This window comes from Streptosporangiales bacterium, assembly GCA_009379955.1.
In the GTDB taxonomy this organism is placed as follows: domain Bacteria; phylum Actinomycetota; class Actinomycetes; order Streptosporangiales; family WHST01; genus WHST01.
Genome location: WHST01000064.1, coordinates 23,358 through 36,989 on the forward strand (window position 1 = coordinate 23,358; position 13,632 = coordinate 36,989).

The 13,632-nt window shown below is 67.4% G+C and carries 9 protein-coding genes; all 9 read left to right on the top strand.

The window, feature by feature from the left end:
• Positions 1 to 58: 58 nt before the first annotated feature.
• The 9 genes from GEV10_18835 (at position 59) to GEV10_18875 (ending at position 13,380) form a co-directional block, all read left to right on the top strand.
• Positions 59 to 1,540, top strand: coding sequence for an FAD-dependent oxidoreductase (locus GEV10_18835; protein MQA80505.1), 1,482 nt, complete (start codon positions 59 to 61; stop codon positions 1,538 to 1,540).
• On the top strand, positions 1,537 to 2,910 hold the full coding sequence (locus GEV10_18840) for a hypothetical protein (GenBank protein ID MQA80506.1): 1,374 nt from the start codon (positions 1,537 to 1,539) through the stop codon (positions 2,908 to 2,910). Before GEV10_18835 ends, GEV10_18840 begins: the two co-directional genes overlap by 4 nt.
• A gap of 38 nt (positions 2,911 to 2,948) precedes the next feature.
• Positions 2,949 to 4,346 carry a hypothetical protein gene (locus GEV10_18845; protein ID MQA80507.1) on the top strand — a complete coding sequence of 466 codons (1,398 nt, stop codon included), beginning with the start codon at positions 2,949 to 2,951 and terminating at the stop codon, positions 4,344 to 4,346.
• A gap of 137 nt (positions 4,347 to 4,483) precedes the next feature.
• Positions 4,484 to 6,145, top strand: coding sequence for a hypothetical protein (locus GEV10_18850; protein ID MQA80508.1), 1,662 nt, complete (start codon positions 4,484 to 4,486; stop codon positions 6,143 to 6,145).
• A 155-nt stretch (positions 6,146 to 6,300) separates the two neighbouring features.
• Complete coding sequence (locus GEV10_18855) at positions 6,301 to 7,989, top strand: hypothetical protein (protein ID MQA80509.1); 1,689 nt, start codon at positions 6,301 to 6,303, stop codon at positions 7,987 to 7,989.
• A complete protein-coding gene (locus tag GEV10_18860) occupies positions 7,866 to 9,410 on the top strand; it encodes a hypothetical protein (protein ID MQA80510.1) in 1,545 nt (514 codons plus the stop codon). Before GEV10_18855 ends, GEV10_18860 begins: the two co-directional genes overlap by 124 nt.
• Positions 9,407 to 10,174: an SDR family NAD(P)-dependent oxidoreductase gene (locus GEV10_18865; GenBank protein ID MQA80511.1), complete on the top strand. Its 768-nt coding sequence runs from the start codon at positions 9,407 to 9,409 to the stop codon at positions 10,172 to 10,174. Before GEV10_18860 ends, GEV10_18865 begins: the two co-directional genes overlap by 4 nt.
• A 15-nt stretch (positions 10,175 to 10,189) precedes the next feature.
• On the top strand, positions 10,190 to 11,587 hold the full coding sequence (locus tag GEV10_18870) for a hypothetical protein (GenBank protein ID MQA80512.1): 1,398 nt from the start codon (positions 10,190 to 10,192) through the stop codon (positions 11,585 to 11,587).
• A 125-nt stretch (positions 11,588 to 11,712) separates the two neighbouring features.
• A complete protein-coding gene (locus tag GEV10_18875; GenBank protein ID MQA80513.1) occupies positions 11,713 to 13,380 on the top strand; it encodes a hypothetical protein in 1,668 nt (555 codons plus the stop codon).
• The last annotated feature ends 252 nt before the right edge of the window (positions 13,381 to 13,632 follow it).

The window sequence follows — 13,632 nt, forward strand, 5'->3', positions numbered from 1 at the left end:
TCTATGATATTTTATTGTAACGCACCAGAGAGTCCTCCGAACAGTCTGGGAGCCCTGCATGGTCCACAAGGATGTCGTCGTCGTCGGAGGTGGGAACGCCGGGCTGTGCGCCGCGCTCTCCGTGCGGGAGGCCGGTCTGGACGTGCTGGTCCTCGACCGAAACTCGCGGGAGTCGTCGGGCGGCAACACGCGCTTCACCGGTGGCGGCTTCCGGGTCGTCGTCGCGAACGAGGAGCAGGCGAAACAGCTCGTCCCCGACCTGACCGACACCGAGCTCAAACAGTTCCTCTACTACGAGGAAGGCAAGTTCTTCGACGACTGGGCGCGAGTGACACGTGACCGTGCCGATTCGGACCAGGTCGAGACGATTATCAAGAACAGTTTCGACACGCTCGTCTGGATGAAAGGGAAAGGCGTTCCGTTTCTCCCGTGGCATGAGTGGCACGGAATTCCTGTCGGCGTGTCCGGTGCCGGTGCGGGGCTCGTCGAGGCGCTCACGACGGCCGCGACCAAGGCTGGCATCACGATCTCCTACGACTCCAGGGCGACCTCGCTCCGCAAGGAAGAGGGATGCGTCGTTGGGCTGGTGTACGAACACGGAGGGGAGGTCATCGAGGTGACGGCAGGAGCGGTGATCCTGGCCGCCGGTGGCTTCCAGTCCAGCCCCGAGTGGCGCACGCGCCACCTGGGCCCCGGCTGGGACCTGGCTCGCGTGCGTGGCACGTGGACGAACACCGGAGACGGTATCCGGATGGCCGTGGAGCAGGGCGCGCAGACCTACGGCCACTGGTCGGGATGTCACGCGACCCCGTGGGACTACAACGCGCCGACGTTCGGTGACCACAGGATCGGAGACATGTTCAAGAAGCACTTCTACCACCTGGGCATCACCGTCAACGCGGCCGGCGATCGCTTCGTCGACGAGGCGAGCGACTTCAAGTCGTACACCTACGCCAAGTTCGGCCGCGAGATCAGTACTCAGCCGGACCAGCTCGCGTGGCAGGTGTTCGACGCGAAGGTGACCAACCTGCTCGGCGACGAGTACCGGATGAAGCGGATGACCAAGGTCAAGGCCGACACCCTCGAGGGCCTTGCGGACAAGCTGGCCGGCGTCGACAAGGAGGGCTTCCTGCGGACTGTCGCCGACTACAACGCTGCGGTGCAGACCGACAAGGAGTTCGACCTCGACGTCCTCGACGGTCGAGCCGCCCCCGGGCTGCCGGTGCCGCGCGCGAACTGGGCGAACGCACTCGACACCCCGCCGTTCGAGGCGTACGAGGTCACCTGCGGGATCACCTTCACCTTCGGCGGCGTCCGGATCAACACCCGGGCGGAGGTCGTCGGCTTCGACGACCGGCCGATCCCCGGCCTGTACGCCACCGGCGAGATGGTCGGCGGGAACTTCTACTTCAACTACCCGGGCGGCTCCGGTCTCACGTCGGGATCGGTGTTCGGCAGGATCGCGGGTCGAGGGGTGGCGGCACTCTTCGGCTCCGGCGCGGCCGGAGCCACGGGGCGGCCGGCGGTGAGTGCGACATGAACATCACGTCGGAGTTCGCGGACTTCGCCCTCGGCATCGACATCGACGCGCTGCCCGAGCGGGTCGTGTCGGCGGCGGAGACCGTCCTCCTCGACCACATCGCGGCGGGGATGTATGGCTCGCGCCAGCCGGCTAGCCGGGTCGTCGCGGAGCACGCGCTGCGCGAGATCGCCGGCGCCCAGGGGCGGGTGCCGCTCTACGGTCGCACCGAGCTCGTGCCGCCGGGCCATGCCGCGCGCGTCAACGGGACGGCAAGCCACGGCTTCGAGCTCGACGACGTGTATGAGCCCGGAGGGATCCATCCGGCAGCGGTCGTCATCCCCGCGGTCGTGGCATCGGCCGTCGACCGCGGGGCCACGGGCCGTGAGCTGCTGACCGCGATCATCGTCGGTTACGAGATCGTGGGCCGCATCGCCTTGGCGGCCGGGTCACAGTTCACGGCCTTCCACAGCACGGGCACCCACGGCATCTTCGGCACCACCGCCGCGATCGGTGGGCTCGCCGGTTTCGACGCCGAACGGCTCATCCAGGCATGGGGCATCACGGCCTCCTTCTCCGGTGGCCTCAAAGCGTTCCAGAGCGGTGGCGGCGAGGTAAAGCGGATCCACGGTGGTCGTGGCGGGGAGAATGCATTGCTGGCCGTCAGTTTGACCGAGGCCGGCCTGACCGGACCGGTCGACATTCTGGACAACGACCGCGGGTTCTTCGCCGCGTACGGGAAGAACCTCGCGCTCGACGGCATCACCGAGCCCCGCGAACGGTGGGTGGTCGAGGACGTCTACTTCAAGCCCTACGCGAGCTGCGCCGCTACCCACGCCGTCATCAACTCGGTCAAGACGATCCTCGCCGGCGACAGCATCGCCGTCGACGACGTCGAGAAGGTGATCGTGCGCACGTCTCAGCGCGGGGTCAGCCAGAACAGCATCCCGGTGCCGAGCGGCACGATGACGGTGCAGTACAGCATCGAGTCCGCGGTCGCGCTCGCACTGCTCGGCACGGTCGATGAGCCGTCGTCGTTCGTCTACGACACCTACGTCTCGTCGGGTGCGCCGGACGTCGCGTCCCGGGTCGACGTGCGGCTCGACGCGGAACCGGAGGCCGCCTACCCGGCAAAGCTCGCCGGCGGTGCCGACATCGTGCTCAAGGGTGGACGTGTCCTGTCGGCCTATGAGCCTGGTCTGCGTGAGCTGACCGAGCCGGCCGAACGGTACGCCGCCACGCTCGACAAGTTCCACCGGGTGACCCGCGGCCTGCTGACCGAGGACGCGCAGCGCGAGGTCGTCGAGCTCGTCGGGCGTCTCCGGTCGACCGGGTCGCCGAGCGAGCTCGCCGACCTCATCGGACCGCGTTCGGTGGCTGCCGAGAAGTAGGCCGGACCACGCTGATATTCAGCGAGAGCGAGGATGCTGTGAGCTGGAGCGAGGACATGGTGGCCCGGGCCTTCGAGGCTCGGAAGAACGAGCTGCCCGCCGAGGTGGCGGCGCAGACCAAGCGCATCATCCTGGACTCGATCGGATGCATGTACGGCGCGGCCGACACGAAGATGGCCGCGGCCCTGGTGACCGGTCTACCCGACCTGGGCGCGGGTGAGCAGGCCACGTTGCTCGGTCAGGCGCGGAGGGCGGGCATCGAGGCGGCGTTGCTGTTCAACGGCGGCCTGCTCAGGTACCTCGACCTCAACGATGTGCAGTCCTCCGAGCGCATCAACCAGCCGCGCCACGGACACAACTCGGAGTTCCTGCCGGTGGTCCTCGCGCTGGCGGAGCGCCAGGACCTTTCCGGCCGGGAGGTCGTCGCCGCGCTGTCCAGGTCGTTCGACCTGGCCACCGCGTTCACCGAGTGTGTGACCGGACCTTCGCTCGAGGAACGCGGCTGGAACATGGACCTGCGTGCCGCGTTCGTGGTCCCCGTGGTGGCAGGACAGCTGCTCGGCATGAGCGAGGCGCAGATCGTGCACGCGGTCGGCATCTCGGGTTCTCGCTCGGGTGTTCTGGGGATCCTGGACAGCGACACCGAAGAGAACTCGATGGCCAAGAACCTGCGGTTCCCGTTCACGGCCCTGACCGCGCTGTACTCGACGTTCCTCGCCAAGGCCGGCGTCTCGGGACCCGTCAACGTCCTCGAGGGCCACGCTGGCTTCGCCTCGTCAGTCCTCGCGGGCGACTTCGATCCCGCACCGCTGTCGACGGAGTACCTCGAGCATCGCGTGCTCGACGCGATCCTGAAGAACTTCGCGTCGTGCTTTGCGACGCATGGGCACCTCACCGCGACCCTCGCACTGGTCACCGAGCACGACATCCGTCCCGACCAGGTCGAGCGGGTGGACGTCCTCACGACCACCCGCGGAGTCCGGCATACGGGCCAACCGGTGCGCCGCAAGCCCACCACCAAGGAGACGGCCGACCACAGCGCGTTCTACGTCCAGGCGACCCTGATCAGGGAACGTCGGCTCGGTCCCGAGCAGTACAAGGATGGTCGGATGAAGGACCCGGAGGTGCACGAGCTGATGGACCGGGTCTTCATCGAACCTGATGAGCGCTTCGACAGCCAGTATCCGGCGGCAGAGGTGCGGATCACTCTGAAGGATGGTCGTCAGCTAACCCACGTCGCCCCCTATGCCCTCGGCCACCGGCAGAACCCGATGTCCGACGCGCAGATCGAGGACAAATACTTCGGCATGACCGTGCCGCATGTCGGACAGGAGCGTGCAGAACGCATGAGAGATCTCATCTGGCGCCTGGACGAGCTCGACGACCTCGAGCAGCTCTTCACCCTCCTGCGTGGCTCCGAGTCGCGAGGTAGCTGACGAGAGTGCAACGTCCGGCGTGCCGACGAGGCGCGCCCGTTCACCGCCGCCACGGGGCGGCGACCGGTTCATCTGTCCGCGGGGGATGTCGGTTCGGCAGGCGCTCACGCCTGCATTCGGCCAGGAGGCACACTGCCATGACGGTTCGATGGCTTCACCGGGGTATGGCGTGGTTCGTTGCGGTGGTGCTGTGCGCCTCGCTCGCCGCGTGTGGTGGGGAGGGCGACGAGAAGTCCACCAAGGGTGGCGCGGCGTCCATCAAGGTGGCGTTGTCCACGTTCGGCAACGAGCAGCTTGACCCGACGATGGAGAGCCGGTCGCAGGTGCTGCAGATGCTGCTGCCGATGTTCGACACAATCCTCGAGATTGGTCCGGACGGGGAGCTGAAGCCGGGCCTGGCGGAAAGCTGGGAGGCCGCCGACGACAACCTGTCGTGGACGTTCAAGCTGCGCAAGGGCGTGCAGTTCCACGGTGGCTACGGCGAGCTGACCGCGGAGGACGTCAAGTTCAGCCTGGAGCGCTGGTCGAACCTCGAGGCGACGAACGACCAGGCGGCGACGGTCGACGATGCGATCGACAGTGTCGAGGTGGTGGACGACTACACGTTCATCATCCACACGAAGGGCGTCCGTATCGACCTGCCGTACGTCATCGCGCCCCACCAGGCGACGGCCGGGATCGTGTTCTCGAAGAAGTACCTGACCGAGGTCGCCGGTGACGACTTCGACGCTCAGGTGGCGGCGATGAACGAGAAGCCGGTCGGCAGCGGGCCGTTCGAGTTCGTGTCCCACACGCGTGGCTCGTCGGTGGTGATGAAGGCGGTGGCGAAGCACTGGCGCAACACCCCGAAGGTGAAGCGGGTGGAGTTCCTGCTGGTGCCGGAGGTGTCGACGCAGGTGTCGATGCTGAAGAGCGGTGACGCTGACGTCATCGAGGTCAGTGGTGACCAGGCCGACGAGGTCGAAGGCTCGGGTGGCGGGCTGGAGATCCGGTCGATCCCCGACGGCCTGGGCGTCAGCCTGCTGATCCCCGGGTTGTACCGGCCGGGCGCGAAGAACCGGCCGACGCAGGACGTGCGGGTGCGCCAGGCGATGTCGCTGGCGATCGACCGCAAGGCGATCCTGCAGGCAATGCTCGGCGGCCGCGGTGACCTACCGACGACTCCATGGAGCACGACCGAGGCGACTGCCGACGTCGACGTCGAGCACTTCAAGAGCAAGTACGCGACCTCGATGTCGTACGACCCGGAGAGGGCCAAGACCCTCCTCGCGGAGGCCGGCCACCCGAACGGCGTCGACGGGATCACCCTCGACTCGTTCAACCGACCGGGCGCCGCGAACCTGCCGCAGCTCGCCGAGATCGTCGCCGCGCAGTGGGCGAAGGTCGGAATCCGCGTGAAGATCCGGACGCAGGACTACGGCAACTACCGCCCGCACTTCACCAGGGCCAAGCTCGCCGACGACTACAACGCCGGGTGGCCGGTCGTCTACTCCAGCACCGCGCGGTACGAGGCGTTCGGCGCGGCGAACACCTACCTCCGCTACGAGGGTGGCGCCTCGGTCCAGTTGATGCGCAACCCCGACCTGGACACCAAGATCCCGCGGATCAATTCCACCGTCGACGACGCTCGGCGTAAGGCACTGGTGACGGAGATATTCGACACGGCGGACGACGCATGGGTACAGATGCCGCTGTTCAACGCCGATTTCACCTACGGCGTCAACAGCGAAACCGTCGGCAAATGGACGACGTATCCGGGGTGGGCATTCCTCGGTCGAATGCTCGAGTCGCAGAAGTAGAGGGCACCGCTGAGGGATCGCGCGCCGGCGGCTGTGGGGCGCGCTCCCACGAAGGCGCTGTTCGAGATGAAAGATAAATGATATGCTCCTGACGTTCCTGAGGGACGCGGCCGGGGGCCACGCAGAGCGGCGTTGTCGGCCGGGAGGTGTCTTCCATGGCGGGTCGGTCGGTTCGCGTCGATGCGCGCGCGCGTCGGTGTATGGCCTGGTGCGTCACTGTGGTGCTGTGCGCCTCGCTGGCCGCGTGCGGCGGCGAGGGTGATGGCGACACCGGCCAGGGTGACTCCTCGATCACGATCGCGCTGTCCACATTCGGCAACGAGCAGCTGGACCCGGCGATGGAGAGCCGCTCACAGGTGCTGCAACTCCTGCTGCCGATGTTCGACACGATCCTCGAGATCGGCACCGACGGCGCGGTGGAGCCAGGGCTGGCGGAGAGCTGGAAGGCCAGCGAGGACGGCCTGTCGTGGACGTTCAAACTGCGCAAGGGCGTGCAGTTCCACGGCGGCTACGGCGAGCTGACCGCGGAGGACGTCAAGTTCAGCCTGGAGCGGTGGGCGAACCCGAACGGCGGCAACTCCGAATCGGGCACGGTCGCCGGTGCGATCGACCGCGTGGAGGTCGTGGACGACTACACGTTCGTCATCCGCACCAAGGGCGTACGTACGGACCTGCCGTACCTGCTCGCGCCACATCAGTCGGCCGTGGGCATCGTGTTCTCGAAGAAGTACCTGACGGAGGCTGCCGGCGACGACTTCGAGGCTCAGGCGAAGGCGATGAACGAGAAGCCGATCGGCAGCGGGCCGTTCCAGTTCGTGTCACACACGCGCGGGTCGTCCGTCACGATGAAGGCGGTGACGAAGCACTGGCGTCGCACGCCGAAGGTCCGCCAGGTCGAGTTCCTGCTCGTGCCAGAGGTGTCGACGCAGGTATCGATGCTGAAGAGCGGTGACGCCGACATCATCGAGGTCAGCGGTGACCAGGCCGACGAGGTCGAAGCCGCCGGCGGCGGTCTGGAGGTCCGCTCCATTCCCGACGCGCTCGGCGTGGGGTTCCACGTTCCCGGCATCTACCGGCCGGGCGCGAAGGACCGGAAGACGCAGGACGTGCGGGTGCGCCAGGCGATGTCGCTGGCGATCGACCGCAAGGCGATCCTGCAGACCCTGCTCGGCGGTCGCGGCGACCTGCCCACGACCCCGTGGAACACGACCGAGGCGACCGCGGACATCGACGTCGAGCACTTCAAGAGCAAGTACGCCGAGACGATGGCCTACGACCCGGGGGAGGCGAAGCGCCTGCTCGCCGAGGCCGGCTACCCAGACGGAGTCGACGGCATCACGCTCGACGCCTTCAACCGGCCTGGTGCGGCGAACCTGCCGCAACTCGCCGAGATCATCGCTGCACAGTGGGCCAAGGTCGGGATCGACGCGAAGATCCGGACGCAGGACTACGGCAACTACCGCGCGCACTGGTCGCCCGGCGGCCCGGTGAGCGACCTGCTCGACGATGACTACAACGCGGGCTGGCCGGTCGTCTACTCCAGCACCCCGCGGTTCGAGGCCTACGGAGCAGCCATCACCTACCTCAACTACGAGGAGGGACCGATCGGGCTGCTCCGTGACGCCGAGCTCGACGAGAAGATCTCGACGATCAACGCGACGACCGACGAGGAGAAGCGGCGGGCGCTTGCCACCGAGATCTTCGACACCGCCGACGACGCGTGGGTCATGGTGCCGCTCTTCAACGCCGACTTCACCTACGGCGTCGACACCGAGACCGTCGGCGAGTGGACGACCTATCCGGGGTGGGCGTTCTTCGGGCGGATCCTGGAGACCGTCGAGTAGCGCAGGAGACCAGTGGTGCTGTACCAGTTCGAGAGGGTCGACTGATCGTGAGCAACACGCTAGAGCTGGCTCGCTTCGTGACGACGTTACGGTTTGCCGACCTGCCGGCAGAGGTGGTGACCAAGGCCAAGGAGATCGCGCTGCACGCCTGGGGCGTCCAGCTCGCGGCCTCGACGCTGCCGTGGTCGGCGCAGGTCTACCGGTTCGTCGAGTCCCAAGGAGGCGTGCCGGAGAGCACTGTCGTCAACTACGGGTTGCGCACGTCGGCGATCAACGCGGCCTTTGTCAACGGTTCGTTCTCGCACGGGTTCGAGATGGACGACAACCACGCGCGCACCGGCACGAAGCTGGGCTGCGTGACGGTCCCGACCGCCACGGCGTTCGGCGAGCGCGACCACATGTCCGGCGAGGACTTCCTCACCGCGATCGTCGCCGGGTACGAGGTGGCGACCCGGGTGGGGCTCACGATCCGGCCGGGGCTCGACGTCCAGTCCGCTCATCCCACCGGGAGCGTCGGAGCGTTCGCCGCGGCGGCGACGGCGGGATGGCTGCTGGGTCTGGACGAGCAGACGATGGCCCACGCCCTCGGCGGCGCGGGCGCACAGCGGTCGGGCCTCAACGAGATCCCGACGAGCGGCAGGGGTCACCTCAAACGCACCTTCGGCGGGATGGCGGCTGCCGGCGGGATCCGGTCGGCGCTGCTCGCAAGGGAGGGCCTGACCGGACCGCTGACGACGCTCGACCTCGGGTCCGGCTTCACCCGCACCTTCGGCGTGGACGAGTCGACGATCGGAAACCTGACCGAAGGGCTGGGCAAGGAGTGGGAGATCCTCACTGTCCACTACAAGATCTACGCCCAGGACGGCTACATCCAGCCGATGTCGGAGGCGTTCGAGAAGCTGCGGGCACGGCACCCGTTCAGGACCGAGGACATCGCCTCGGTGTGGCTCGGCACCAACAGCCTGGCGCACGACGACATCATCGGTCCGATCACGGATCCGCAGGACGTGACCGACGCACAGTTCAGCGCGAACTACAGCGCCGCCCTGTACCTCGTGAAGGGTGGCGCAGCCTTCGACGAGTACACCGAGGAGAACCTGCACGACCCCGCGGTACGCGACCTGGCCTCACGGGTCACGCTGACCGTCGACCGCGAGATCGAGGACGACCACGTGCGCTTCCGTCCCCGTGGCGCGAAGGTCTCGGTGACGCTGAAGAACGGCGACGAGTACCACGAGACGGTGAAGGACCTCAGGAAGATGGCTCCGGAGGACCTGGACGAGAAGTACCGGAACCTGTCCCGGCGGGTCCTGGACGAGGAACGGAGCGAGAAGCTCCTCGAAACGGCCCACCAGCTCGACGCGGTCGCCGACCTGTCCACGGTCACCCCGCAGCTCGTCGGTGAGCGGCAGAACCCGTGACCGAGGGGACCGGCGGAGGCGCGGCGGCGGTGGACGGACGTGTCGTCGTGGTCACGGGTGGCGCGCAGGGCATCGGCCTCGCGATCTGCAGGCGCCTCGCCGCTGAGGGAAGCCGGGTCGTCGTCCTCGACCGCAACGAGGAGGGCGCGATCGCGGCGGCCGAGTCGCTCCCGCGCCGGGGGTTCGGCTACGGGTGCGACGTCGCCGACCAGGCCGGGGTCGACACGGTCGCCGCCCGTGTCAGGTCCGAGGTGGGACCGGTCGAGGCGCTCGTGTCGAACGCGGGGATCGGCTCGCACGCCACGTTCGCCGAGACGACTCCAGAGTTGCAGCGCCGACTCGTCGACGTCAACATGCACGGTGCCTTCAACGTCACCCGCGCGTTCATGGACGACATCGTCGACTCCGGTTCCGGGCGGATCGTCTTCATCAGCTCCGACGCCGCGCGCGTCGGCGTCGCCGGCGAGGCGGTGTACGCGGCGGCCAAGGCGGGGCTCATCGCCTTCGCGAAGTCGCTGGCCGTCGAGCTTGCACGCTACCGGGTGACGGTCAACGCGGTGTGCCCCGGCAGCACCAACACGGAGATGTTCCGCGGAACGTACGACGAGGAGCAGATCGCCAAGCGCATGCGGATCCATCCGATGCGACGCCCGGCCGAGGCGGACGAGGTCGCGACCGCGGTGCAGTACTTCGCGAGCCGTGACGCGTCGTTCACGACCGCGCAGGTCATCAGCGTCAGCGGCGGCATGTCGCGCGTCGGCTGAGTGTCACGGTACGGCATGGTTCGAAGGCCCGAGGAGGCGCACGAGATGGTCGAGGGTGCAACGCGACGCCTGTCCGAGTTCGCCGCAGGGTTGCGCCTGGATGACGTCCCGGCCGACGTCGTGTCGAGGATCAAGACCCTGATCCTCGACCAGTTGGGCGCCGAGGTCTTGGCGTCCGGGCTGCCCTGGGTGAGCGGCATCCGGAGCTATGCGACGCGCTACTCGCGCAGCGGCGAGGCGCTCCTCGTCGGGACGGGTGAGTCGCTCGACGCCGAGTACGCCTCTCTCGTCAACGCGACGGCGGGCCACGGCTTCGAGATCGACGACTACCACCCGGCGCCTACGCACATCGGGTGCGTGGCTGTGCCCTCGGCGATGGCCGTCGGGCAGGAGCAGCGTTCCAGCGGCCGCGACGTGCTCGAGGCGACGGTCGTCGCGTTCGAGATGATCGCGCGGGTGGCCGACGCCACGATGCCGTCCATGATCTTCGACCGCGGGTTCCACGCCACCGGTGCGCACGGGGTGTTCGGGTCGGCCGCCGCGGCCGCATGTCTCATGGGGCTGTCCCCGCAGGAGTCGCTGATGGCGCTTGCCCTGGCGGGAAGCCACGCGTCGGGGACGGTCGAGTACACCCAGACAGGAGGAGACGTGAAGCGTTTCCATGCCGGCGTGGGAGCGGCCGGCGGGATACGTTCCGCGCGGGCAGCGGCGGTCGGCATGACCGGGCCGCCGACCGTGCTGGAAGGCAAGAAGGGGATCCTCCTTGCCTTCTCCGCCGCACCGGACGTCGACGCCCTCACCGAGGGACTCGGTGACAAATGGAGCCTCATGGCCACGGCCATCAAGCCCTACACGGCGTGTGGGCTGCTCAACCCGCAGATTGACGCGTACCGCGCCGTCATGGCGCGCAACGGCCTGCAGACATCCGATGTGGAGCGTGTCGTCGTGGGCGGTGACCGCTTCGCCGTCGTGCACGTCGGCACGATCGGCCCCGAGCCGACGTCGATCGTCGGTGCACAGTTCAGCACGCACTACTCGCTCGCGATGGCCGCCGTGCTCGGTGCGAACGACTTCCAGACATACCAGCGGATGGAGCGGGAGGGCTTCTGTGACCCTGCCGTGCTCGAGATGGCGCACCGCATCGAGCTCGTCCTCGACTCCGAGTGCGACGCCCGGTACCCGGACATCTCCAAGGCGACGATCAGCATCCGCACCAGGGACGGCAGGACGTTCGACGGTGAGGCCTACAGCTACCGGGAGCTGCCACGGGAGGAGGTCGAGACCAAGTTCCGGAAGCTGGTCTCGGAGACCCTCACCGATGAGCAGGCGGACGGCGTGGTCGACTCGATCGCGCGGCTCGAGGATCTGCCCGACGTCGCCGGCCTGGCGCGGCTGCTTGTCCGTCGGGGTTAGGAGGCGGAGTCGATATCCGGTTTGCGCGTCCCTTGTCTCCACGCAACAGCAATTCATCGATCAGCGGGGGTCAATCGGTCGCCAGGCGTGCATGACTGCGTTTGTCGACCCGGAGGTGTTCGTCCATGGCGGGTATGTCGGTAAGAGGTTTTCGTCGAGGTCTGGCATTGGTGGTCGCGACGGCGTTGTGCGTCACGCTCACCGCGTGCGGAGACGACGGTGAGGACAACAACGAGAGCGGTTCCGGGGGCTCGATCAAGGTGGCGTTGTCGACGTTCACCAACGAGCAGCTGGATCCGACGATGGAGAGCCGGTCGCAGGTGCTCCAGCTGCTGCTGCCGATGTTCGACACGATCCTGGAGATCGGTTCGGACGGTGCGGTGGAGCCGGGGTTGGCGGAGAGCTGGGAGAACAGTGAAGACGGCCTGTCGTGGACGTTCAAGCTGCGCAGGGGCGTGCAGTTCCACGGTGGTTATGGCGAGTTGACCGCGGAGGACGTCGAGTTCAGCCTGAACCGTTGGATGAACCCCGAGGGCGCCAACGAAGAGGTCGAGACGGTCCAGGGTGCGATCGACCGGATCGAGGTGGTGGACGACTACACGTTCGTCATCCACACCAAGGGCGTGCGCACGGACCTGCCGTACCTGCTCGCGCCCCACCAGGCGACGGCCGGGATCGTGTTCTCGAAGAAGTACCTGACCGAGGCGGGGGAGGATTTCAAGGCCCAGGTGGCGGCGATGAACGAGAAGCCGATCGGTAGCGGGCCGTTCGAGTTCGTCTCCCACACGCGCGGCTCGTCGGTGGTCATGAAGGCCGTGGCGAAGCACTGGCGCAACACCCCGACGGTGAAGCGGGTGGAGTTCCTGCTGGTGCCGGAGGTGTCGACGCAGGTGTCGATGCTGAAGAGCGGTGACGCCGACATCATCGAGGTCAGCGGTGACCAGGCCGACGAGGTCGAGGCCTCGGGCGGCGGGCTGGAGATCCGGTCCATCCCGGACGGGCTCGGCGTGGGGTTCTTGATCCCCGGCACGTACCGCGAGGCGGCGAAGGACCGGCCCACGCAGGACGTGCGGGTGCGCGAGGCGATGTCGCTGGCGATCGACCGAAAGGCGATCCTGGACAGCCTGATCGGTGGTCGCGGTAGCCTGCCCGTCACACCGTGGAACACCACGAAGGCGACGGCGGACATCGACGTCGAGTACTTCACCGAGAAGTACGCGACCACGATGGCCTACGACCCGGAGAAGGCCAAGAGCCTGCTCGCCGAGGCCGGGTATCCCAACGGTGTCGACGGCATCACGCTGGACACCTTCAACCGGCCCGGTGCGGCGAACCTGCCACAGCTTGCCGAGATCGTGTCGGCGCAGTGGGCCAAGGTCGGGATCAAAGCGAAGATCCGGATGCAGGACTACGGCAACTACCGCCCCCACTTCGTCAGGGCCAAGGCCAGCGACGGCTACAGCGCGGGGTGGCCGGTCGTCTACTCCAGCACCGCGAGGTTCGACGCCTTCGGCGCGGCGAACACGTACATCAGGTACAAGGATGGGCCGTCCATCCAGCTCCTGCGTGATCCCGAGCTGGATGCGAAGATCCCGCAGATCAACGCGACCGCCGACGACGAGAAGCGCATGGCGCTGGTGACGGAGATCTTCGACGAGGCGGACGAGCAGTGGGTGCAGGTGCCGCTGTTCAACGCCGACTTTACCTACGGCGTCAACAGCGAGACCGTCGGCGAGTGGACGACGTTCCCCAGCTGGGCCTTCCTCGGTCGGATGCTCGAGACCGCGAAGTAGGAGCGGCATGACGGTCGGGTGACGGCTCCCTGCCCTTAGCTGTCACCCGATCCCGTCACTTAGGAGGTTGGTGTGAAGCGTGCTCGTCGCGCAGCAGAGCGACGTTTCACGCCAGCCTCCTAGTAGTACTTTGTTATGTCGAGTCTGCGGGGGTGGGTGGGCGTGGCAGGACGGGTTGCAGGCAGAGACGGCAAGCGCCGGTCCAGACGCCGAGTAGGGCCTGGAGTTCGCGGAGGACGGCGTAAAGAGTCA